21 protein-coding genes are annotated in these 21,054 nt (G+C 64.6%); 6 read left to right on the top strand and 15 right to left on the bottom strand.

The window, feature by feature from the left end:
* Nucleotides 1-53: 53 nt before the first annotated feature.
* The 6 genes from IG194_RS19270 to IG194_RS19245 all read right to left on the bottom strand — a co-directional run bounded on the left by IG194_RS19270 (nucleotide 54) and on the right by IG194_RS19245 (nucleotide 4,596).
* Nucleotides 54-938 (bottom strand): DUF4435 domain-containing protein, encoded by an 885-nt coding sequence (locus IG194_RS19270; protein WP_082996277.1) that lies wholly within the window; start codon nucleotides 936-938, stop codon nucleotides 54-56.
* Nucleotides 935-2,224 carry an AAA family ATPase gene (locus IG194_RS19265; protein WP_082996278.1) on the bottom strand — a complete coding sequence of 430 codons (1,290 nt, stop codon included), beginning with the start codon at nucleotides 2,222-2,224 and terminating at the stop codon, nucleotides 935-937. The genes IG194_RS19270 and IG194_RS19265 overlap by 4 nt, the downstream gene beginning before the upstream one ends.
* 46 nt (nucleotides 2,225-2,270) lie before the next feature.
* A complete protein-coding gene (locus IG194_RS19260) occupies nucleotides 2,271-3,032 on the bottom strand; it encodes a hypothetical protein (protein WP_141679759.1) in 762 nt (253 codons plus the stop codon).
* A 727-nt stretch (nucleotides 3,033-3,759) separates the two neighbouring features.
* A complete protein-coding gene (locus IG194_RS19255; protein ID WP_058488488.1) occupies nucleotides 3,760-4,011 on the bottom strand; it encodes a HigA family addiction module antitoxin in 252 nt (83 codons plus the stop codon).
* 26 nt (nucleotides 4,012-4,037) lie between these two features.
* Nucleotides 4,038-4,262, bottom strand: coding sequence for a type II toxin-antitoxin system Phd/YefM family antitoxin (locus IG194_RS19250; RefSeq protein ID WP_058488487.1), 225 nt, complete (start codon nucleotides 4,260-4,262; stop codon nucleotides 4,038-4,040).
* An 88-nt stretch (nucleotides 4,263-4,350) separates the two neighbouring features.
* On the bottom strand, nucleotides 4,351-4,596 hold the full coding sequence (locus IG194_RS19245) for a FitA-like ribbon-helix-helix domain-containing protein (protein ID WP_058489713.1): 246 nt from the start codon (nucleotides 4,594-4,596) through the stop codon (nucleotides 4,351-4,353).
* Between the two features lie 336 nt (nucleotides 4,597-4,932).
* Between IG194_RS19245 and IG194_RS19240 the strand changes: the two genes are divergently transcribed.
* The gene (locus IG194_RS19240) at nucleotides 4,933-5,127 is read left to right on the top strand and encodes a hypothetical protein (protein ID WP_009617424.1); all 195 of its coding nucleotides are present in this window, start codon (nucleotides 4,933-4,935) and stop codon (nucleotides 5,125-5,127) included.
* A 2-nt stretch (nucleotides 5,128-5,129) separates the two neighbouring features.
* Here IG194_RS19240 and IG194_RS19235 read toward each other — a convergent pair whose 3' ends face one another.
* The 9 genes from IG194_RS19235 to IG194_RS19195 form a co-directional block, all read right to left on the bottom strand.
* Nucleotides 5,130-6,125 (bottom strand): isocitrate/isopropylmalate dehydrogenase family protein, encoded by a 996-nt coding sequence (locus tag IG194_RS19235; RefSeq protein ID WP_058488486.1) that lies wholly within the window; start codon nucleotides 6,123-6,125, stop codon nucleotides 5,130-5,132.
* A gap of 87 nt (nucleotides 6,126-6,212) precedes the next feature.
* Nucleotides 6,213-6,857 carry a carbonate dehydratase gene (can, locus tag IG194_RS19230; protein ID WP_009617419.1) on the bottom strand — a complete coding sequence of 215 codons (645 nt, stop codon included), beginning with the start codon at nucleotides 6,855-6,857 and terminating at the stop codon, nucleotides 6,213-6,215.
* A 66-nt stretch (nucleotides 6,858-6,923) separates the two neighbouring features.
* Nucleotides 6,924-8,168 (bottom strand): C69 family dipeptidase, encoded by a 1,245-nt coding sequence (locus IG194_RS19225; RefSeq protein WP_058488485.1) that lies wholly within the window; start codon nucleotides 8,166-8,168, stop codon nucleotides 6,924-6,926.
* 163 nt (nucleotides 8,169-8,331) lie between these two features.
* Nucleotides 8,332-8,784, bottom strand: coding sequence for a ribosomal protein S18-alanine N-acetyltransferase (gene rimI, locus IG194_RS19220; protein WP_009617416.1), 453 nt, complete (start codon nucleotides 8,782-8,784; stop codon nucleotides 8,332-8,334).
* A complete protein-coding gene (locus tag IG194_RS19215; RefSeq protein ID WP_064987590.1) occupies nucleotides 8,781-9,590 on the bottom strand; it encodes an energy transducer TonB in 810 nt (269 codons plus the stop codon). Before IG194_RS19215 ends, rimI begins: the two co-directional genes overlap by 4 nt.
* Nucleotides 9,591-9,696: 106 nt before the next feature.
* Nucleotides 9,697-10,716 carry a DUF6160 family protein gene (locus IG194_RS19210; RefSeq protein ID WP_009617413.1) on the bottom strand — a complete coding sequence of 340 codons (1,020 nt, stop codon included), beginning with the start codon at nucleotides 10,714-10,716 and terminating at the stop codon, nucleotides 9,697-9,699.
* A 43-nt stretch (nucleotides 10,717-10,759) separates the two neighbouring features.
* On the bottom strand, nucleotides 10,760-11,305 hold the full coding sequence (locus IG194_RS19205) for a hypothetical protein (RefSeq protein ID WP_058488484.1): 546 nt from the start codon (nucleotides 11,303-11,305) through the stop codon (nucleotides 10,760-10,762).
* A 14-nt stretch (nucleotides 11,306-11,319) separates the two neighbouring features.
* Nucleotides 11,320-12,384 (bottom strand): hypothetical protein, encoded by a 1,065-nt coding sequence (locus IG194_RS19200; protein ID WP_058071550.1) that lies wholly within the window; start codon nucleotides 12,382-12,384, stop codon nucleotides 11,320-11,322.
* Between the two features lie 161 nt (nucleotides 12,385-12,545).
* The gene (locus IG194_RS19195) at nucleotides 12,546-13,151 is read right to left on the bottom strand and encodes a hypothetical protein (protein WP_058488483.1); all 606 of its coding nucleotides are present in this window, start codon (nucleotides 13,149-13,151) and stop codon (nucleotides 12,546-12,548) included.
* A gap of 241 nt (nucleotides 13,152-13,392) precedes the next feature.
* On the opposite strand from IG194_RS19195, the gene mksB reads away from it, so the two are divergent.
* The 5 genes from mksB (at nucleotide 13,393) to IG194_RS19170 (ending at nucleotide 20,902) form a co-directional block, all read left to right on the top strand.
* Nucleotides 13,393-14,670, top strand: coding sequence for an Mks condensin complex protein MksB (gene mksB / locus IG194_RS19190; protein WP_058488482.1), 1,278 nt, complete (start codon nucleotides 13,393-13,395; stop codon nucleotides 14,668-14,670).
* A complete protein-coding gene (gene mksE / locus IG194_RS19185; RefSeq protein ID WP_058488481.1) occupies nucleotides 14,660-15,379 on the top strand; it encodes an Mks condensin complex protein MksE in 720 nt (239 codons plus the stop codon). The genes mksB and mksE overlap by 11 nt, the downstream gene beginning before the upstream one ends.
* The gene (gene mksF, locus IG194_RS19180) at nucleotides 15,376-18,213 is read left to right on the top strand and encodes an Mks condensin complex protein MksF (protein WP_058071552.1); all 2,838 of its coding nucleotides are present in this window, start codon (nucleotides 15,376-15,378) and stop codon (nucleotides 18,211-18,213) included. The genes mksE and mksF overlap by 4 nt, the downstream gene beginning before the upstream one ends.
* Nucleotides 18,214-18,335: 122 nt before the next feature.
* On the top strand, nucleotides 18,336-19,343 hold the full coding sequence (locus IG194_RS19175) for an iron ABC transporter substrate-binding protein (protein ID WP_009617396.1): 1,008 nt from the start codon (nucleotides 18,336-18,338) through the stop codon (nucleotides 19,341-19,343).
* Complete coding sequence (locus IG194_RS19170; RefSeq protein ID WP_043313694.1) at nucleotides 19,343-20,902, top strand: ABC transporter permease; 1,560 nt, start codon at nucleotides 19,343-19,345, stop codon at nucleotides 20,900-20,902. The genes IG194_RS19175 and IG194_RS19170 overlap by 1 nt, the downstream gene beginning before the upstream one ends.
* The last annotated feature ends 152 nt before the right edge of the window (nucleotides 20,903-21,054 follow it).

Here is a 21,054-nt window from a genome sequence, read left to right as displayed (position 1 = left end):
TGATTCAGCCAGAACTAAGCAATATTTAATTTGCGCCCAGAATGGGCGAAATATTAATTCGGTAAAATTCCGACCCTTGCCAATTCAGCATGGTAGCGGCCAATTAATTTCTCACCTGCCAGCACCAATGGGTTACTTGCAATTCCGCTCAACGCTATATTCTCTAAAACTCCGTTACTCGGTGGAGTATCACCTGTGTGTTTCTTGTATAAAAAAGCAATCAATCGCATAGCTACGTTTGACCAAAAATGCCCCTGAATAATTTCCTCGGGAGATTTCGTATACGCATACCTTGCGACCTCTTTGCAAATATCACAGTTTGCAGCCGGGAGAGCCCTAAATCTTTGCGCCACTCTTTTAAGCTCACCAGTAGGCAAATATGGAAAATTAAACCCAACACCGCAGAGCGCCGAACTCTTTTTCAAGAGAGCGGTTCCATCTGCCTGCGCCGCTGCATCTAATGCCGACAAATATTTAACCTTGCGCAAGAGCTGATTGTAATATTTCCCAGCATCATTCACTGCCCTTTGGCAACTTCCAGTTAACTGATCAACGACATAAGATACTGTTGAAGACGTCCAAAGTTCATTCTCCCAACTATAACCGTACGTCCTAACAACACCAGGACAATTTAGAGATGAGGTAATAACCCCCTCCAGATCCTTATCAATTAAAACAAAACTATTTGGAATATTATTACGTGAAATTACTTTAGCGTACTCTAGGACAACCGCCTTATTTCCGAGACACTTCACCTTTGCCTTACGCCCATCAGATGCGGCAGAGAGAATGCTTAAATAATACCTAATATCCTTATACAAAACCCCATCATCATCACTATCGCTTAAAACCTTACCTTCTATAAATACAGTAAAGTTTGCATGATGGAACTTATGATAGTTAGCAATTCCAGAAACCGTTCGTGTAAACGCCCTCATACTAACAACGCCTCCATATCCATAACGTTGTCAGGATGTTCTCCAACTATATCAGGGGAATGTGTAGCGAAGACGATCTGCGCATTGGGGTTAAGCTTCGAAATTGAGGTAGTTAATCTCTCCTGCCAATCAATATGCAACGATAGTTCTGGCTCATCCGCGATATATACAACCTGACCAGACTCCTGCAGGAGCGCCTGCCCAAGGATGATAAGAAGCTGCTTTTCCCCCGAGGAAAGATCTTCAATTTCAATCTTCAAGCCAGTTCGACTTCTAACGATAAGCTCATTCTGCGGAGATATCTCAACTTTTTTCTGTGGACTGAAAAGGCTATTGACCACATCAATGAATTTATTTATTGGCTGGAAAATTGCTTCCTTTTTCTCCTGAAGACTCTCATATGACTGTACAAGCGCATGAGTTTTGAATGAATTAAAAACAGCTAGCAACTGCTGAAGACTTATACCCTCATTTTTCAAAAAAGGAGTTTTCGCCTTAACCAGCTCTTGAGAAATCCGCTCGACTTGCCGAGTGGCCTTTGTTTGCTCTACCCCCAACAACTCAAAAATAGAAGCCAGCGACCTCTTCTCATTTTCGACATCGACGGACTCGACGAACGACCGAATATTTGCCTCTTTCTGTATGCTCGTCAAAGAAAGGAAACTAGATTTTTGAAAATTCTTTGTCTCTTCGGCGAAACTAGTCCCTAACCTGGAAAAATATCGCACCAACTGATTATTCATCAAAGCTAATTTTTGATCAACAGCATTAATTGGGCGCCGATCCTCACCAACCCGCTCACTTTCCACATGGCGATGAACAGAAAGCCAGTTCACTTTTATCATATTCTCAAGCTGGCTTTGAATGTATATAAACTTCTCTCGATAGAACCGATCTCGAACAAACCTTTGCGGAGCACCTCTAAAGGAGCGCTCCTCTGCAAACGCATCCAGATCATAAATTATAGGATCTTCCGAGGATGACATTTTTATCTTGTAGGTAATATCAAAGTAAGGCAAATCCGGCTTTTGCTCTTTTATTACTTCAATTGACGGACGCCGGCGATTGCCTGCAGTCCCCAACAGGATAAATATCCTGCTAAAATTAATTTTATCTAGCCGTTCAAAATCCCCCGTCAAAGCGGCAGCCAAGAGATTAATTACAGTAGTTTTACCCGTCCCATTCTTTCCAATAATAAAATTAAACTTTCGATCAAAAGGTATTGAGACCCCCGGACCATCGCCCCACAACCCTTCAATATCAACTCGAATAAGATAATTCTGCATAAGCCACCTCAAACCTATTAACTAACCCATAGAGCTAAAACCACTTTCAGCAGTACAGTAACTGCTGTCTCATTTTCAGGCTCCAGCCTGAACTATCTCGTTCATTAAGAAGCCGCCATGCACGGCATTGATCTCGAAAATATACCTTGGCGCCCTTTCGACACTCTCTGTACTCGACAGAGCCCCAGCCTTGATTTCGGCATACAGTTCCTCCGTCAATAACGTTATTTACAACGACCCATTCAGCCAAGTAATTGCTGCCACCGTCCCAACTCTTTATCCGCCGAGAGTCACGCTCCTGCGCATAATTTTGAGTGTTGCCTTGCTGAGAGATGCGCCGATCCCGCTCAGCCTGAAACTGAGTCAAATACTCTTGAGAAACCATGCCTTGAGACTCAGAAGTCTTCTGTGGAATATGAACGCGCGGCAGTTCGCCACCGTTTTGGCAACGGATCACGCTTTCATCAATGATGTTGCCACCATTGAAACAGTCTCGGAGGGAGCGGCGATTGGGCTCTACAGAGAGATGCAGGTGGTGAGCAATCGCCGGTGACGGTGGTACAGAAGGGGAGTGGCCGGGTACATCCGCGAGCGGGCTGGACTCATCAACCGGAGGAGAAACAATAATCTGATTCACAAGCGAGCATAGCAACGGCCAAGCCACCACAAGGACAATCAGAAACATCAGGCCGGCGAACAAATGGAGCACATTCAGACGAAAGCCTCGGCGGGCTTGTCTGTGGGACCTACCTTCTTCCCGACGTTCCTTGCTTTCGCGACGCGTCCAGTCGCGGTCATCTAATCCCATGATCTGATCCTTACGGTGCATCCCTTCATGGCACGAGGCCATGATCGAAGCTAGCGCGAGACGCTAGTATCCGTAAAGAGTCTAAGGTGACTACATAAGGTGTATTGTCAGGAAAAGCCTGTTCGTGTGAGGAAGTGGAACCGCTGAAAGGCCCGACTCATGGGGCTTTAGGGTGGGACATGGGGTGTCCCATGCGATTCATAATGCTGATGTCCCAGGTTCAAGTCCCGGTGTAGCCACCATTATTTTCAAGGGGTTAGCGCAAGCTAACCCCTTTTCTTTTGGGGCGGCGCTTACAAAGCGTCCGCAACCTGACTCCGCCCTTCCCTGCGCGCTCAAGCCTCCGCATCCCTCTGTTCATTTAAGCGATGCGTTGGTTCAGCGAAGGAGCCACCTGGCTCCGCTCCCCTCACCCCAGCCCTCTCCCGGAGGGAGAGGGGGCCGTTCGGAGCAGATGGTGAGTCTGGAGTCATCCTGAATACGTAGGGCGGATAACCGTTCGCGGTTATCCGCCGCCGACCGTGCCATCTGGACGGCTGGAGTGGCCGGCAAGTCCAATCGCGGACGAAGTCCGCTCCTACGCCCATGCTTCCCTGAACCGTAGGAGCGGACTCTGTCCGCGATTCGGCGGATAACGCCATAGGCGTTATGCGCCCTACGGATTTCCCGAGTGCTTTAGGTGCTGAGAGTTCGGAGTCATCCTGATACTTTCATCGAGCCAGTAGTTCTAACCGTGAGTCGCTAGCTCGTACTGGCTCTGCAGGTTCATCCAGAACCCGGCGGAGGTGTCGAAGTAGCGGCCCAGCCGAATAGCCATATCCGCAGTGACGCCACGGCGCTCGCGGACAATGTCTTTGACAGTCGGGACCGACACGTTCAAGGCGCCAGCCAGAGCGGCCGGAGTTATCCCCAGCGCCTGCTGGAACTCTTCACGCAGGATTTCCCCAGGATGAATGGGGCGCATGCCGTTGGTTGTCATGGTCCAGCTCCCTCAGTGGCAATCCACTATCTCTGCTCCATTTGAGCCAAGAAACGCGCCAGGCGCGCGGCATTGGCTGGGGACTTCAGCAGATGGACGGTTTCCATCAGGCTGTTGAAGCTATCGAGCGAAAGCAGCACGGCATTCGGCGCGTCTCGACGAGAAATCACGATGAAATCCTCGCCATCAACAACATCTTCGATGAGCTTCTTCAGGTTGTTGCGGGCATAGGAGAAGTTGACTACACGCATAACGGCACCTCCTTGGGTATTTCTCGTACAGGCCGAGCGCTGAAAACCTCGAAGTTCAGCTCCGAAAGCGGGCCGGTATCGAACAGGATCATTCTCCGAAGACCACCGCTCGAGCCTTGCGCCTGCGAACTGGAAGCTCGATGTCAGCTCCACCTACAGATGCGAAGTGGGTATGAATCCGGCTCCCCAGGCCTCCCCGCTTTTCATCCTTGGAGAGTGCACGAACCAGGATCTCCCTGGCCTCCTCTTCCATAGAGCGGCCATGACTGTCGGCGCGCGCACGGAGCCGGGTCTCCAGGTCGTCATCCAGGTTTCTGATGGTGATGCTGGCCATGGCTGCCTCCAGTGCGATCATTCAAAGCGCATCCATGATGATCGAAGAGTGCCCCGGAATTCGCCGCAACGGCGGTATGCTTCCTCCCCCTCTCCTGTAATGACAGGCGAAGGCATGCCGTAGGACGCAGCCCCGCCCATCGGCTCCCACTCCAGATACCCGAATTGTTTCACCCCGGGAAAAACTCCTTCGCGCATTCGTTAGCTAGCTAATGTTATCCCCGGGCGCTACCTTTTCCTTCGCAGGTTCTTCCATTTCCTGCCCTCCCATAGCCATTGCCCGCCCCCGCTCCGAGCGGGCGATGGCTTCTTTTTTCCCGCTTTTCAGGGCGTTTGTATGCGTTATCTCGTCCGCACGCTGATCGTGGTCTGTCTTTCCCTGCTGCTCGGGCTGGCGGCCCAGGAATGGACGTTGTTCGTCCAGGGGCTGCCCATGGGCGGAGGCTTGCGCGCGATGCTGACGGTGCTGCCCTTGTTGGCCGTGGGCAGCGGCTGCGCGGCCTGGCTGGCCGACCATCCCGAGTTGGGCTAGCCCTAGAGACGCTGCAGGACGCCTTCACCCACCACGCGGGTGGTTTCCAGGCCGTGGTCGAGGTGGCCTTCTTCGCGCAGGAAGCTTTCCACCGCGCGCTCGATGCGTGTAGCGCCGGTTTCGTCGTGCCAGTGGAAACGCAGCAGCATGGCGGCGCTGAGGATGGCAGCCAGGGGATTGGCGCGACCGCTGCCGGCGATATCGGGGGCGCTGCCGTGGACCGGTTCGGCCAGGGCCAGTTGCTCGCCCAGATTGAGCGAGGGCGCCAGGGCCAGGCCGCCGCCCCAGTGGCTGGCGAGGTCGGAGAGGATGTCGCCGAACAGGTTGCTGGTGACGATCAGGTCGAAGGCTTCCGGGCGCTCCACCAGTTGCAGGGCCGCCACGTCCACCAGGCGCTCGTCGAGCACGTCGCCCCAGCCTTCGGTGGCCAGCAGGTCGCGGCAGGTGTCGCGGAACAGGCCGCAGGTCAGCGGCAGGACGTTGGCCTTGTGCACCAGGGTGATGCGCCGCGCCTGGCGTTGCCGGGCGATGCGCGATGCGGCCTGGGCCAGGCGCGTGCAGGCGGCGCGGCTGATCACCCGCTCGGCGATGGCCACGCCGTCGGCCTCCCAGTGCTCGCGGCCGCTGTACAGGCCTTCGCTGTTCTCGCGCAGGATCAGCAGGTCGATGCCGGCGTGGGGCGATACCACCGGCCAGGTGCGCACCGGGCGCAGGTTGAGGTACAGGCCCAGTTCCTGGCGCAGGCGCAGGATGGCGCTGCGGTAGCCTTCCACCTTGTGGCTGGGCGAGGACACCGCGCCGAACAGCCCGGCTCCGCATGCCCGCAGCGCTTCCAGGGTGGCCTCGGGCACCGAGGTGCCGTGGCGCTGGAAGCAGTCCCAACCCGCCTCCGCTTCGCGCAGGCGCAGGTCGGGCAGCAGTTTCTGCAGCACGGCCACGGCCGGCGGCACAACCTCACGGCCGATGCCGTCGCCGGGGATCACGCAGAGTTCGCGCATGCTCGCCTCTTCGTCAGTGGCCTTGCCCTATCTTCGGTCTGCCCGGCGCGCCCGGCGAGGCGGGCCGGACGACCGGCACGGGGCGGCTCAGGCCTCGCCCATGGGGCGCAGGCGGTACTGCGGCGGCAGCTGGTCGAGGCCGCTGACGGTGACGTTGAGGTTCTTCCAGCGGCCGTCCTTGATGCCGTAGATGCAGCCGTGCACCGACAGCGACTGGCCGCGGTGCCAGGCGTTCTGCACGATGGTGGTGTGGCTGACGTTGGCCACCTGCTGGATGACGTTCAGCTCGCACAGGCGGTCGACGCGCTCTTCCTCGCTGGCGAACTGGGACAGGTGGTCGCGGTACTCGTAGGCGAGGTCGCGGATGGTCCGCAGCCAGCCGTCGATCAGGCCGAACTGCTGGTCCTGCAGCGAGGCGCGCACGCCGCCGCAGCCGTAGTGGCCGGTGACCAGGATGTGTTTCACCTTGAGCACGTCCACCGCGTACTGGATCACCGACAGGCAGTTGAGGTCGGTGTGCAGCACGACGTTGGCGACGTTGCGGTGGACGAACAGGTCGCCGGGCAGCATGCCGACGATCTCGTTGGCCGGCACCCGCGCATCGGAGCAGCCGATCCACAGGTATTCCGGTGCCTGCTGGCGGGCCAGCTTGGCGAAGAAGTCAGGGTCCTCGCGATTGATTGCTTCGGCCCAGCGGGCGTTGTTCTCGAACAGTTGTTCCAGGTCGCTCATGGTGGCTCCTCCTCTGCGGCTGGCGCACCTTACGTAACGCCGACGGCCTTTGACAAGCACTATGGCTCAAGGCGTGGCGTGCTGCCGCCACCAGCGCGGCAGGCGCGGCTCCAGTTGCCCGGCGAGTTGCTGCCAGGCCGCATGCCAGGCCTCGGCTTCGGCGGCCAGGCGCGCCCAGTCGGGGTTGCGGCGGTCCAGCGCGGCGAGTTGCTCGGCCTCCAGCCAGGCGTGCCCGGCGCGCAGGGCGGCGGCGAATTCGGCATCTACCAGGGCGCGGCGGTGCACCGCTTCGAAACGGCACCAGAGGGATTGCTCCAGCGGCTCGTCGGCCTTGCTGAGCAGGCTGGCGCCGGCGGCCGCCTCGAAGCCCAGCGGCTGGAACAGCGACAGGCACGGCGCCGAGGTGCCGGTGGCGGCCAGGCGCGGGCCGTCCGGGCCCAGGCGGGCGATGAGGCTGGCGGTGGTCTGCGAGGGACGCCAGAAGCTGCCGGCGTGCATGCACACCTGGCGGTTGTCGTGGCGGGTGAAGTTGTGGTCGCGCCGGCCATGGTTGCGCAGGGCGACCACCAGGGCCTCCCAGCCGGGCTGGCGCGGGCAGCTGGCGAGGAACTCCTGGTTCATCCGCCGGCGCTGGTGCGCCCCGGCCACCCAGGGCAGCAGGCGGCCGTCGAAGGCGCGGGCGAAGTGGAAGTCGCCGCGGCCGTTCCAGCAGCCCAGGCGCCGGGCGTGGGCCGGCAGGTCGTGGCTGCACAGGTCGTATTCGTGGCCGATGCTCAGGGCGTTGGAGATGGCGCAGCGCTCCACCCGCCGCGCCGCCCACAGGCGGCCGGCGGTCTCCAGCACCCAGGCCTCGCCGGCATCGGCGATGACGAAGCTGTTGTCGTAGCGCAGGCGCTTGTTGCGAAAGCCCGCCGGCCCGCCCTGGCCGTGGCGCTCCAGCAGGCCGGTGATCACTTCCAGGGCTTCTCGCGCGCTGGCGCCGCGCTCCAGGCCCAGGCGCACCAGGTCCATGCCCAGCAGCGCCTCGCCGGTCTGGTCCAGCAGGCGAGTGAAGACCGCTTCGTTGCCGATGGCCACGCCGTGCTCGTTCACACCCATTTCCGCACCCCACAGCCAAGCGGGCTGGCTGAGGATGACGGCATGGCGGTCGGCGGCCTGGGGAATCTCCAGGTAGGTCACGCGCACCTGCCTGGCCGTATCGCCACGCACCGCGGGCAGGCGCAGCAGGCGCTGGGGTTCGGAGGGTTCGCGGTCGCTGTTCTTGGCGAACCAGGTGCAGCCGTCGGCGCGCAGGACGAGGGTGTCACACATGGGCGCCCCCCTGCCGCGCGCCGGCGGCATGTGAGGCGGGAAGCGGATGACGACGGGCAGGCGCCGCCGCTGCAGCGGTTGGCTTCATGTCGCGACCTTGTTCTTGTTATTGATCGCCCAGCCTACGCCTGTGCGCGGCGGCCGGATATGGCCTGGATGACGGTCAGTCGAGCAGAGTGCAGGCCATCACCAGGGCGTCCTCGCGCCCGCCCACCGCCGGGTAGTAGCCGCGCCGGCGGCCGATCTCGTTGAAGCCGAAGCGCTCGTACAGGCGGTAGGCGCTCTGGTTGGTCTCGCGCACCTCCAGGAAGCACTCCCGCGCGCCCAGCTCGCCGGCCCGCGCCATCAGGTGTTCGAGCAGGCGCAGGCCGAGGCCGCGGCCCTGGCTTTCCGGCTTCACAGTGATGTTCAGCAGGTGCGCCTCGTCGAGGATGATCTGGATGACGCCATGGCCGACCTGCTGGGTGCCTTCGAACATCAGCCAGCAGTCGTAGCTCTTCAGGCCGTCGGTGAAGATGCCGCGAGTCCAGGGGTGGCTGAAGGCGGCGTATTCGATCTTGAGCACGGCGTCGAGATCCGCCTCGGTCATCGGGCGGAAGGAAATGGCGTCGGTCATTCTGCGTCCTGGTCCAGCCAGCGCTGGCGCACCCGGCGCATGGCGCGCCACAGCTCGCCCTTGAGGGCGGGTTCGTCGCTCAGCCGCTCCAGGCCGGGGATGGCCCAGGCCACGCCCAGTTCCTCGATCTGCAGCTCGCGCAGCATCGCCTCGTCGTCCGCCTCGCCGGCGAAGCGCACGGCCGGCCGGCCGACCAGCCACAGGCAGCGGCACGGGCCGCTGTCTTCCAGGCGCGCGGCGACGAAGCCCTGGACGAACTCGCGGGCCGCCTGCGGGCCCTGGTCCATGTTGCCGCCGGAAAGCAGCGGCCAGCGCACCGGCTCGCCGAGCAGTTGCGGGCTGTCCGGCAGGCCGGCGGCGCGCAGCAGGTCCTTGAGCAGCAGGTAGGCCGGGTCGCGGCTGGCCAGGAGCTCGCCGGTGGGCAGCTCGACAAGCAGCGCGCAATCGCCGGCGCGCAATAGTTGCAGGCTGAAGCGCGGCGGCGGCTCGACCGGCGCGCGCGGTGCAGGCGCCTCGGCTTCGGCGGGCGCTTCTGCGGCCACCGGCGTGCGGGCCTGGGCGGCGGGGCGCGGCACCACCACCGGGATCGAGGGCCGGGCCTCGGGCGTCGGCGCCGGTTTCTCCGGCGCGGCGGCCGGCGTGCGGGCGGTTACGGGCGCGGCGCTCGGCACCGGGGCCTGGACGGGCTCCGGCGCTTCCAGCAGCTGCGGGCGCGAAGGCGCGGCGAAAGGCAGCACCACGCGGGGCAGCCAGGAGGCGACCTGCATGGCGCCGAGATAGGCGCGGCGGCGGGCTTCTTCGATCAAGAGTCCTGTACCTGTGGGCATCCTGCGGGCGCAGGGCTAAACGCAACGGAGCGGAATTGTCGCGTGAAACGCGTCCGACGGAAAGGCCGGCCGGCGGATGGGCCGCTCAGCAGCCCTTGTTCATGCCGACGCAGGTGTCCTGGCGGGGGATGCCGTTGAAGGCCTGGTTGAAGTCGATGTTGATCGGCGAAACCAGGTTGCCGTTGGCGTCGCGGTACTTGGGCATGTTCATGAAGGCGCCCTTGAGCGCGGTGATCATCTGCCCGGAGTCCATGTCGCGCCACTGCACGTCCTGGCTCTGCAGGGAGATGAAGAAGCCCTTGGCGGCGCCGGCCAGGCCGGCCTGGCTCAGGTCGCCCACCGGCAGCGACTGGAACTGGCTGAGCTTGAAGCAGGTGGTAATGCCGAGGATGGCGCAGCTGTTGGAGGTGAACAGCCCGGTGACGATGTCCGTCCACAGCGGCACGCAGCCGTTGGTGCAGTCCAGCCGCGAGCCGTTGGTCATGCCGGCGTAGGTGCCGCGCACCGGGTCGCTGGCGCCGCCGGAGGTGACCAGGCCGGCATCCGCCTCCACCGTGCTGCTGCGGTAGATGCCCGCCAGGCCGAGCAGCAGTTGCTGCCCTACCGTGGCCTTGTTGTAGATGGCGTCGGCAGTGCCCTTGATGTGCACCGGAATGTTCCCGGTCAGCGACTGGATGTCGCCGGAAAGCACGCCCTTGGCCTGGTTGAAGCCGATGCGCACGCCGACCATCTTGTTGCCGTCGTAGGCGAACTCGACGTAGGGATCGACGATGGTGAAGGGGTTGATCTGCCCGGTCTGGTTGTTGACCGTGCCCAGGGCGAAGTTGTTGATGGAGATGTCCGCGCTGTTGGCGGCTTCGCCGGCGCGGTCGTACAGGCCGAGCTGCAGCTTGTTCATGTTCAGCTGCGTTTCCACCGTGGCGCCGATGTTCAGGCGGGTGTAGTTGATGCCCGCGGCGGCGTCGGTGGCCAGGTTGATGAAGGCCTGGCCGGTGACGTCGGACAGCTGGCTGTCGCTCAGCGCCCGCAGCTCGGCGTTCGCGCCGCCGGCCAGACACAGCAGCACGCCGGCCAGCAGCAGGCGCCGTACGCAAAGGAAGGTCATGGGTTTTCCCCCTGGAGCTTGGTCCCGGCCATGGGCGCTCCCCTCATCGGGCCGGGACCTGGAACAGGTTGAGGTTGCCCTGCACGTGCAGCACGCCGTCGACACGGGCGCTGAGCAGGTCGGTCTGCACCAGGCCGGCGTCGGTGCTGCGGGCCTTGTTGGCGCCGGCCAGGGTCAGGCTGATGTTGTCGAAGTTGACGTCCTTCAGGCCGACCCGCAGGACCTGGCGGTTGAAGGCGGCGCCATCGCCGCCGAAGCCGCTGTTGATGGAGAGGATGTCCACGGTGACCTCGTCGAAGCTGAAGGTCCCGCTGATGTTGTCCAGCACCAGGAAGTTGTTGCCGCTGCCTGCCGGCTGGATCGCCACCCGCGCGCCGCAGCCGCCCGGGCAACGGGTGATGCTGGGGGTCTTCTGGATGTTGACCGTGACGCCCAGGCTCAGGCCGTCCTGGCCCACTACCAGGCCGAGGTCGTCGTCCGGCAGGGTGCGCAGTTCCGCCTGGGCGAGCGGGCCAGCCAGCATCGCCAGCAGGGCGACGGCGGCGGCCCGGAGCCGGCGGCCGGGCGGAAGCAGCGGTGGAAAGCTCATCGTGCCGTGCTCCGTCAGAGGTTGTGGGAAGTGACTTTGAGGTAGTTGAAGCTCAACCCGGACAGCTCGCTGCGCCCCAGGTTGACCCCGCCGGTCGGCACCGCGCCGTAGGAGGCCCGGGTGCCGCCGATGTTCAGGTTGTCGATCACCAGGCTGGTGCGCGGCGCGTTGGCATAGAAGTCCGCGGCGTTGGCCGCGGTCAGCATGGGCAGCTCGAAGGTGAAGTTGCCGTCCGCGGTCACCGACAGCAGCAGCGGCTGGGACTTGCCGTAGCCCAGGGCGACGCTGGCGTAGGCGTTGGTCAGGTAGACGCTGCGCGCGGCCTTCTCCGCCGCGCTGGCGCAGTTGGTGTTGCCCGCGGCGCAGGAGAGGATGTCCAGGGTCTTGGCGTAGAGGTTCAGGCGCAGTTCGCCGACCAGTTGGCTGCGCGCGCTGGAGCCCCACAGGCGCAGGTAGCTGCCGTCCATCGCCAGGTCCTGGAAGTCCAGGGCCAGCACGTCGGTGCGGGTGCCGCCGCTGACCGGCACGGTGAAGTCGAAGCGCGCGCCCAGGTCGACCTTCTCGCTGGCGCGGCTCGAACAGCCGCTGCCGGCGCCGGCGTAGCCGCTGATGCAGGGCTGCCCGGCGTTGTTGGCGATCAGCGGCGGGAAGGCCAGTTCGAGCACGTCGGCATCGCTGGGCAGGGTGTTGACCACGCGGCCGTCGGCGAGCTGGGTGGTGAGCACCGAGCCCTTGGCCAGGTTGAGCTTGAAGGGATAGGTCAGGCGGCCGATGGTCACCGGCTGCAGGTTGCTGCCGTGGTTGCTGCCGGTGGCGCCCAGGTAGAGGTTGCGCACCGCGATGGAGACGTCCTTGCCGTTGGGGTCTTTCAGCCCGGTGATGTTGGTGGTGGCCTTGCTGCCGTCGATCATGGCGTTGTCCACCACGAAGCCGATGCCGGCGCCCTGCACGTCGGACAGCTGCTCGTCGTCCAGGGCGACCATGTCGGCGCGCGCCGCCAGGGCCATCCAGGCAAGGCAGGCGCCGGTCGCCAGCGCAATGCGGGCGGGGCGCGGAAGGCTGATACGGCTGCTGGCCATGGCCACCTCTTGTTCTTTTCTCGTTCGCCGACCAAGGGGCAAAAAACCCTGTCTGCCACTATAGGGAGTCGCCGGCCATCGTGGCCCGACCCATAGTCGAGAATCGCCTGCTGGCAGGTGGCCGCCGTGTTACCCAAGGTCACACCGGCGTAACAGCCGCGTCAGCCGTGGCGGAACAGCCCGATCAGGTGCTCGGCGATGGCGCCCTTGATGGCCTCCAGGTTCAGCCGCGACTGCGTCTGCAGCTTCGCGCTGTTCAGCCGGTGCAGGTGCAGCGAGGGCATGCGCGCCTCGTACTCGCGCAGGTCGCCCTTGACCAGCACCGGCAGGAAGGGCTCGTCGCGCATGCGGTAGCGGCGGATCAGCAGCTTCAGGCCGTCCTGGAACGGCAGCTCGGCGGAGCCCACCAGGCGGTGCTCGCCGGGGATCTTCAGGTACAGGCCGCTGTGGCCCATGGTCTCGCCGGGCAGGATGTGGATGCCGGTGGGTTCCACGGCGTCGGCGGGGATGTCGTGGAAGGTGTCGAACCAGGCCTGCTCGTTGGGCAGGATGGTGATGCCGCCCTCCTGGCTCTCGGGGATCACGAAGCTGTAGTTGCTGTAGAGCTTCTCCACGTAGGAGGAATAGATGCACAGGCGGTTCTCGAAGCGCCTGAGGAAGTCGATGGCCTCGCTGCGGTCGGTGATGGCGTCCAGGTCCCAGTCCAGATCGTCCTGGCGCTCCAGTTCGGCCCAGCGGGCCTTGGCGAGTGCGGCGTCGTAAGTCATGGCGGCAATTGGCTACTGGCTGTCAGGGCCTGTTCCCGTTTCGTTCACGAGCGAACGAAACGGGAACAGGCCCTGGCCAACTGGCAGAAAACATGCCAGGAATTTCAGGGGGTTAACGCCGTTTTTCAGGGCCGTGGCGACATCCCTCACGGCGTAAACTGCCGCGTTTCGTCACCCCTTCCGCCGCGGGCGGACCTTTGCAGTACAATCGCCCCCTTTACCCGTCAACAGCGGCTACCCGATGATCGACCCCCGACGCGTACTGCGCGCCCTCGCCGAACACTGGGCCCTGCTCGAACCGCTCTGCGAGCGCTTCGACAGCGGCACCCTGGCACTGGCGGAGCTGCGCCTGCAACTCACGGCGCAGTTGCCCGAAGGCAGCCCGGCGGACGTCACCGCCCTGCTCGACCAGTGGATCCGCCTGGACATCCTGGTGCCGGTGGCCAAGAGCCCCAACCGCTTCGAGCTGAACGCCCAGATCCACGACTTCCTCGCCTACCTGCGCCACGAGCACCGCCTGGGCCTGTGCCTGGAGATCGAGGCCTACCTGCGCCACCTGGAGCGCCTGGCCGGCTACATCCGCGACGCCTTCGAGGTGCGCGACGGCAACGACCTGGCGCGCCAGCTGCGCCTGCTCGACATGCGCGTGCGCGACGTGCTGAAGAAGCTGGCCAACGACGAACAGGCGCTGATCGCCGTGGCCGAGCGGGCCAAGACCAGCGACCGGCAGATTCCCCTGCGCCAGCGCTACGCCGAGGTCCTGGCGACCTGGGACGAGTACGTCGAGCCGATGATCCAGCTGGTTTCCGCCGACGGCGCCTTCGAACAGGGAGTGCGCCGCGTCGAGCAGGTGCTGCTGCGCCTGCTGGGCGAACAGCAGCGCCTCGGCCAGTTGGTGGACGACGACCAGTTGCTGCGCACCCACGCGCGCATCCTGGAGATGCAGACCACCGCCCAGCTCACCCTGCGCCGCGCCCGCGAACTGCTGCTGCCACTGCGCGAGGAAGCGCGCCGGCACAACGCGATCACCCGCGGCGCCGCCCTGGCCCTGTCGGTGATCCGCCGCAAGGGCATCGACGCCGTGCCCCAGGCCTCCCTGCCGCTGTTCACCCGGCCGCAGAGCACCTTCCTCGGCAGCGCCTCGCAGGTGGAAAGCTACGTCTTCGCCCTGGCCCGCTTCGAGCCCAAGCCCGCGCACTTCCCCAAGGCCACCGGCAAGCGCGGCGGCGACGGCCCGCGCAGCGCGCCACGCACCGCGCGGGAGATGCTCGAGCGCTGCCAGGCCGCCCTGCCGCTGCCGGACCTGATGGTCTGGCTGCTGGAGCAGGAGCCCGAGGGCGCCACCGACGAGCTGCTCTACTGGTTCTCGCGCCTGTCGCGCGACGGCCGCTTCCAGCGCGAGCGCCTGGAGCGCCGCGACTACGATACCGCCCAGCACAGCGTCAGCCTGTGCTCCTTCGCCCTGCTCGCCGCCCCGAGCGGCAAGGCCGACAAAGCGAGCGAACCCCATGCAAATTGACCTTTCCGAACTGACCCAGCTCGGGCCCATCTTCCGCGAGCTGTTCAAGGGCTTCCACATCAGCCGCCGCGACCCCGAGCTGTACAGCCAGCTGTCCAACCAGCAGGACCAGTACCGCGCGCTGTTCCGTTCGCTGGGCTTCGAGCTGGTCTGCGACACCCGCGGCTTCTACTACTTCGTCCCCGAGCAGATCGGCGCCCAGGTCAACAAGACCGCCCAGCGCCTGGCGCTGTTCACCTTCATCCTGGTGGAACACCTGGCCGACCAGGGCCGCGACCCGCTGGCCGTGCTCGACGGCGGCAGCATCGGCCGCGACGAGCTGCCGCCGCTGCTGGAGAAGTACCGCGACCTGTTCCTGCAGGCCGAGGTGACCACCCAGGAGGAACTGGAAGAGAAGGTCATGCGCCGGATGACCCAGCTCGGCTTCGCCGCCGAGGACAACGGCGTGTACCGCTTCCTGCCGCCTGTGCACCGCTTCCTCGACGTCTGCCTGTCGGTGCAGCAGGACCGCGACCTGGCCGCCAGCCTGCACGCCAAGGACCTGGCCTACGTCGCCCCGGCCCTGGCCGAGGAGGACGAAGAGCCCATCGTCAGCCTGGAAGAACCCGCCGAGCCGGCCGCGCCGCTCATTGAAGAAGCGGAAAGCGAGGAAGACGCCCTCGCCCGCGCCATCGCCGAAGAACAAGCCGACATGGAGGCCCAGGCATGACCCAGGAACGCTACGGCATTCGCCGCTTCGCCCTGCTCAACACCGCCGGCTACAGCCTCGGCGTGTTCCCCCTGGAGCAGCCGCTGTCGGTGTACGGCGCCAACAACCTCGGCAAGTCCGCCTCGATCAACGCGCTGCAGTTCCCGATCCTGGCGCGCATGTCGGACATGAGCTTCGGCAAGTACAGCCTGGAAGCCTCGCGCAAGTTCTACTTCGCCACCGACACCAGCTACATCCTCATCGAGCTGGAACTGCCCCACGGCCGCCACGTCATCGGCTGCGGCGGGCGCGGCCCGGGCGGCGGCTTCGGCCACCAGTTCTTCGCCTACCAGGGCGAGCTGGACCTGGAGCACTACCAGAAGAACGGCACCTGCCTGCGCCTGCGCGAGCTGTACGCCAGCCTGGAGCGCGCCGGCCTGAAGGCCTACGAGCTCAAGCCCGACGAGCTGCGCCGGCTGCTGGTCGGCGGCCACACCTCGGTGCCGCTGGACCTGACGCTGATCCCGCTGCGCTCCACCAGCGAACAGAGCCTGAAGACCTTCCGCTCGCTGTTCATCAACCTGCTGCACATGCGCGAGATCACCGCGGCCAAGCTCAAGCAGCTGTTCCTCGACGCCTTCGAGCACAGCCTGCGCTCGGGCAGCGTCGACTACATCGCCGCCTGCGAGGAAGCCTTCCGCGACGTGCGCCGCATGGAGGGCGACTACCAGGCCCTGGTCGCCGCCGGCCCGCTGGTCGAGGCGCTGGCCAACGGCGTGCAGCAGCGCGAATTCCTGCGCGGCAAGATGCACCGCCTCTCGCCGCTGCTCGACAACCTGCTGGGCACCTGGGAAGACTACGCCGGGGCGCGCAAGGAAGAGCTGGTGATCCAGGCCGAGCACTACCGCAGCGAGCAGGACGGCCTGCAGAACGAACAGCGCGGCGGCACCGCCGAGCTGATGCGCCTGGAGCGCGAGATCAGCGAAATCCAGCGCTGGATGGGCGAGCTGGCGGTGCTGAAGAACCGCTTCGCCCTGGTCGACGACGCCAAGGTCCTGGAGCAGCAACTGCTCGCCGCCAAGGACGCCCACGACGAACTGGCCGGCGCCCTGGCCCACTCGCGGCAGTTCTCCAGCGAAGACCTGGACGAGCGCGTGCGCGACCTGGAGAAGCGCGTGAAGAGCGTGCGCCAGCAGCTCGAACACGCCGACAACAACAGCTATGCGCGCCTGCGCGAGGAGTTCTCGCAGCAGGACGTGGAGCGCCTGATGCGCCTGTTCAACGGCGCGCTGTTCAGCCTGCCGCTGGGCGACAAGGGCGTGAGCCTGGACGAGGAAGGCCAGTGGGTGGGCAGCGTCGAGAAGATCCTCGACGCCTTCAAGGGCGAGCGCTTCGAAGTGCCCGGCCTTGCCATCGACCTGTCGCACATCGAGCCGCCGGCGCTGCAGGCACTGGCCGACCGCGCCGCCCTGCGCGACCAGAAGGAGCGCCTGGAGAAGGAGCTCAAGCAGCTCAGGACGCAGCAAGCCGTGGCCGCCGACCGCAACGCCAGCAAGGCCCAGGCCGACAAGCTGTACCAGGACGTGCTCGACGCGCAGAAGGCCCTGGAAGACTTCCGCCGCAGCGAGACGCTGAGCGCCGAGGAACCGGCCAAGCTGGAAAAACTCGCGCAACTGGAAGCCACCCAGGACGAGCTCAAGCGCTCGGCCGACGCCTTCACCGAGCGCGTCCAGCAGCTCTCCGCCAAGCTGCAACTGGTGGGCCGCCAACTGGCCGACCTGGAAGCCAAGCAGCGCACCCTCGACGACGCCCTGCGCCGCCGCCAGTTGCTGCCCGCCGACCTGCCCTTCGGCACGCCGTTCATGGAGCCGGTGGACGACTCCCTGGACAATCTGCTGCCGCTGCTCAACGACTACCAGGACACCTGGCAGCAACTGCAGCGCATCGACGGCCAGATCGAGGCGCTGTATGCCCAGGTACGCCTGAAGGGCGTGGCCAAGTTCGACAGCGAGGACGACCCCGAGCGTCGCCTGCAACTGCTGATCAACGCCTACGCGCACCGCACCGACGAGGCCCTGACCCTGGCCAAGGCGCGCCGCGCGGCGGTGACCGACATCGCGCGGACGCTGCGCAACATCCGCAGCGACTACGACAACCTCGAGCACCAGCTGGCGCTGTTCAACCGCGAGATCAACAAGCGCCAGGTGTCGAACCTGCAGAGCTTCCGCATCGTGCTGGCGCCGAACAAGGAAGCGCTCAAGCACATCGACCAGATCATCCACAGCGCCGGCCAGTACGAGGAAGGCGAGAACCTCTCGGTGTTCGACCTGACGCAGAGCGCCGAGCAGGATGCCAAGAACGAGGAAGCCAAGGACTACCTGTCGCGCCTGGTGGCGGCGAACAACAACCAGCTGGGCCTGAAGGACCTGTTCGAGCTGGCGTTCGAGATCACCAAGGTCGGCGGCCAGCCGATCGTCCACACCGACATCGACGGCGCCGCCTCCAACGGCACCACCATGACCATCAAGGCGCTGACCAACATGTACCTGTTGCTGCACCTGATGGACCGCGAGCAGGCCGGGCGCATCCGCCTGCCCTACTACCTCGACGAGGCCGCCGACATCGACGAACGCAACCAGGCCGCGCTGCTGGAAACCAGCCTGCAGCTGGGCTTCGTGCCGATCCTGGCGAGCGTCAAGCCGCAGGTATCGGCGCAGGTGGCCATCGACCTGGAAGGCGGCAGCGGGCCCAACGGCATCTACATCGACGAGGCCGACTGGAAGTTCATCCGCCGCCGCGAACTGGCCGTCGACCACCCCGCCGCCACGGCCGAGGAGGCCGCGGAACCGGCCTGAGCGCCCCCGCCGCCGGCGCGCAGCCGGCGGCGGCATTCATGAGCAGGCTATGGAGTTTGGCCGGAAAGGCCAGGTTACATATAATGGCTTGCATTCTCATTGGCGACACCACGGGAGTTTCCATGTCTGTTCGTCTGCTCGCCGGCGTCAAGGGCGCTGTCCTGGCCTGCCTGCTCGGCGGCCTGTCTCTGCACGCCGCTGCCGATCCGGTCACCCTCACCCTGTACAACGGCCAGCACGCCGCCACCGGCATCGCCATCGCCAAGGCCTTCACCGACAAGACCGGCATCCAGGTCAAGATCCGCAAGGGCGGCGACGGCCAGTTGGCCAGCCAGATCACCGAGGAAGGCGCGCGCTCGCCGGCCGACGTCATCTACACCGAGGAATCGCCGCCGCTGATGCGCCTGTCCGGCGCCGGCCTGCTGGCCCCGCTGGACGCCGGCACCCTGGCCCTGGTCGAGGCGCAGAACGCCGGCGGCAAGGGCGACTGGGTCGGCATCACCGCCCGCGCCCGAGTGCTGGCCTACAACCCGAAGAAGATCGACGAGAAGGACCTGCCCAAGAGCCTGATGGACCTGTCCGACCCGCAGTGGTCCGGGCGCTTCGGCTTCGTTCCTACCAGTGGCGCCTTCCTCGAACAGGTTTCCGCGGTGATCAAGCTCAAGGGCCGCGACGCCGCCGAGGACTGGCTCACCGGGCTGAAGGCCTTCGGCTCCATCTACACCAACAACGTCACCGCCATGAAAGCCGTGGAGAACGGCGAGGTCGACATGGCGCTGATCAACAACTACTACTGGTACACCCTGAAGAAGGAGAAGGGCGAGCTGAACTCGCGCCTGTACTTCTTCGGCAACCAGGACCCGGGCGCGCTGGTCACCGTCTCCGGCGCCGCCGTGCTCAAGTCCAGCCAGCATCCGCAGGAGGCCCAGCAGTTCGTCGCCTTCATGCTCAGCGAAGAGGGCCAGAAGGCCATCCTCAGCCAGTCCGCCGAATACCCGCTGCGCAAGGGCATGCAGGCCGACCCGCAGCTCAAGCCGTTCGCCGAGCTGAACCCGCCGCAGCTCAGCCCCGCCGACATGGGTGAGGCCAAGGATGCGCTGGACCTCGAACGCGACGTCGGCCTGAACTGATGTCCATCGCCGCGCCCGTGGTCCAGGCCCGCGGCGGCCACGGGCGCAAGGCGCCGCTGTGGCTGCTGCCGCCGGTGCTCCTGCTCGCCCTGCTGGCGGCGCTGCCGCTGTTCTACGTCGCGGCCAAGGCCTGGGACTCGGGTTGGCACCTGGCCTGGGAACTGCTCTGGCGGCCCTACGTGTTCCGCCTGTTCGGCAACACCCTCAAGCTGCTGGTGCTGGTCACCGTGCTCAGCGCCCTGCTCGGCCTGGCCTGCGCCTGGCTGGTGGAGCGCAGCGACCTGCCCGGGCGGCGCTACTGGAACGTGCTGCTGTGCCTGCCGTTCGCCATTCCCTCCTTCGTCAGCAGCTTCACCTGGGTGTCGCTGAGCCCGGCCTACGAAGGCCTGGGCGGCGCGGTGCTGGTCATGGCCATGTCCAAGTACCCGCTGGTGTACCTGCCGCTGGCCGCCACCCTGCGCAACCTCGACCCGTCGCTGGAGGAAAGCGCGCGCATGCTCGGCGTGTCGCGCCGCCAGGTGTTCTGGCGGGTGACCCTGCCGCTGCTGCGCCCGACCCTGGCCGCCACCAGTCTGCTGGTGGCGCTGCACATGCTGGTGGAGTTCGGCGCGCTGTCGATCCTGCGCTTCCAGACCTTCACCACGGCGATCTACCAGGAGTTCGAACTGGAGTTCAGCAACGCCACCGCGGCCATGCTCTCCTCGGTGCTGCTGGCGCTGTGCTTCCTGCTGCTGTGGCTGGAACTGCGCATGCGCGGCCGCGGCCGCCTGGTGCGCACCGGCCAGGGCAGCGCGCGGCAGGCCGAGCGGGTGCGCCTGCACGCCTGGAAATGGCCGCTGCAACTGCTGCTGGTGGCGCTGGTGGTGATCGGCACCGGCATCCCCATGGCCATGCTCGGCTACTGGCTGCTCACCGGCGCCTCGGCGGCCTTCCCGCTGCTGGAGATCGGCCAGGCGCTGCTGTCGTCACTGTCGCTGTCCTTCGGCGGCGCCCTGCTCGGCTGCCTGCTGGCGCTGCCGGTGAGCATCCTGGTGGTGCGCTACCCCGGCCCGCTGGCGCGCTGGGCGCAACGCCTGCCCTACCTGCTGCAGGCCCTGCCGGGGCTGGTGATCGCCCTGTCGCTGGTGTACTTCGCCCTGCACTACGTGCCGGACCTGTACCAGACCAGCGCGCTGCTGCTGATCGCCTACGCCCTGCTGTTCCTGCCCCTGGCCCAGGCGCCGATCCGCGTGGCCCTGGAAAAGGCCTCGCCGCAACTGGAAGAAGCCGCCCGCACGCTGGGCCAGACACCGCTGCGCGCCTTCCTGCGCATCACCCTGCCGATCATCTCGCCGGCCATGGGTGCGGGGTTCGTGCTGGTGTTCCTGGATAGCATGAAGGAACTGACCGCCACCCTGGTGCTTGGGCCCACGGGGCTGACGACCTTGGCTACGGCGGTGTGGGTGCATACGTCGACGCTGGAGTACGCGGCGGCGGCGCCCTATGCGGCGTTGCTGATTCTGATTTCCGGGGTGCCGGTGTACCTGCTGACGACGCGGGCAGCGCGGAGTGGGCGCTGAAGCGGGAGCGCTTTCGTAGGAGTGAGCTTGCTCGCGAACCAGGCTCCTTGTGACATAGACGCGATGGGACACTCCGCCCCCTCTCCCTAACCCTCTCCCTGAAGGGAGAGGGGACCATTGGGCAGACGCTGGTGCTCCTGAGTCAGCCGGCA

This window comes from Pseudomonas sp. ADPe, from assembly GCF_014843515.1.
Lineage (GTDB): Bacteria > Pseudomonadota > Gammaproteobacteria > Pseudomonadales > Pseudomonadaceae > Pseudomonas > Pseudomonas citronellolis.
Note: the sequence above shows the minus strand (reverse complement) of the source record. Positions and strands in the feature narration are given on the sequence as shown.

What these genes read in the sequence shown, in the direction of transcription:
- IG194_RS19270 (WP_082996277.1), bottom strand. Translation starts at nt 938, where the DNA reads ATGAGGGCGTTTACACGAACGGTTTCTGGAATTGCTAACTATCATAAG.
- IG194_RS19265 (WP_082996278.1), bottom strand. Translation starts at nt 2,224, where the DNA reads ATGCAGAATTATCTTATTCGAGTTGATATTGAAGGGTTGTGGGGCGAT.
- IG194_RS19260 (WP_141679759.1), bottom strand. Translation starts at nt 3,032, where the DNA reads ATGGGATTAGATGACCGCGACTGGACGCGTCGCGAAAGCAAGGAACGT.
- IG194_RS19255 (WP_058488488.1), bottom strand. Translation starts at nt 4,011, where the DNA reads ATGACAACCAACGGCATGCGCCCCATTCATCCTGGGGAAATCCTGCGT.
- IG194_RS19250 (WP_058488487.1), bottom strand. Translation starts at nt 4,262, where the DNA reads ATGCGTGTAGTCAACTTCTCCTATGCCCGCAACAACCTGAAGAAGCTC.
- IG194_RS19245 (WP_058489713.1), bottom strand. Translation starts at nt 4,596, where the DNA reads ATGGCCAGCATCACCATCAGAAACCTGGATGACGACCTGGAGACCCGG.
- IG194_RS19240 (WP_009617424.1), top strand. Translation starts at nt 4,933, where the DNA reads ATGCGTTATCTCGTCCGCACGCTGATCGTGGTCTGTCTTTCCCTGCTG.
- IG194_RS19235 (WP_058488486.1), bottom strand. Translation starts at nt 6,125, where the DNA reads ATGCGCGAACTCTGCGTGATCCCCGGCGACGGCATCGGCCGTGAGGTT.
- can (WP_009617419.1), bottom strand. Translation starts at nt 6,857, where the DNA reads ATGAGCGACCTGGAACAACTGTTCGAGAACAACGCCCGCTGGGCCGAA.
- IG194_RS19225 (WP_058488485.1), bottom strand. Translation starts at nt 8,168, where the DNA reads ATGTGTGACACCCTCGTCCTGCGCGCCGACGGCTGCACCTGGTTCGCC.
- rimI (WP_009617416.1), bottom strand. Translation starts at nt 8,784, where the DNA reads ATGACCGACGCCATTTCCTTCCGCCCGATGACCGAGGCGGATCTCGAC.
- IG194_RS19210 (WP_009617413.1), bottom strand. Translation starts at nt 10,716, where the DNA reads ATGACCTTCCTTTGCGTACGGCGCCTGCTGCTGGCCGGCGTGCTGCTG.
- IG194_RS19205 (WP_058488484.1), bottom strand. Translation starts at nt 11,305, where the DNA reads ATGAGCTTTCCACCGCTGCTTCCGCCCGGCCGCCGGCTCCGGGCCGCC.
- IG194_RS19200 (WP_058071550.1), bottom strand. Translation starts at nt 12,384, where the DNA reads ATGGCCAGCAGCCGTATCAGCCTTCCGCGCCCCGCCCGCATTGCGCTG.
- IG194_RS19195 (WP_058488483.1), bottom strand. Translation starts at nt 13,151, where the DNA reads ATGACTTACGACGCCGCACTCGCCAAGGCCCGCTGGGCCGAACTGGAG.
- mksB (WP_058488482.1), top strand. Translation starts at nt 13,393, where the DNA reads ATGATCGACCCCCGACGCGTACTGCGCGCCCTCGCCGAACACTGGGCC.
- mksE (WP_058488481.1), top strand. Translation starts at nt 14,660, where the DNA reads ATGCAAATTGACCTTTCCGAACTGACCCAGCTCGGGCCCATCTTCCGC.
- mksF (WP_058071552.1), top strand. Translation starts at nt 15,376, where the DNA reads ATGACCCAGGAACGCTACGGCATTCGCCGCTTCGCCCTGCTCAACACC.
- IG194_RS19175 (WP_009617396.1), top strand. Translation starts at nt 18,336, where the DNA reads ATGTCTGTTCGTCTGCTCGCCGGCGTCAAGGGCGCTGTCCTGGCCTGC.
- IG194_RS19170 (WP_043313694.1), top strand. Translation starts at nt 19,343, where the DNA reads ATGTCCATCGCCGCGCCCGTGGTCCAGGCCCGCGGCGGCCACGGGCGC.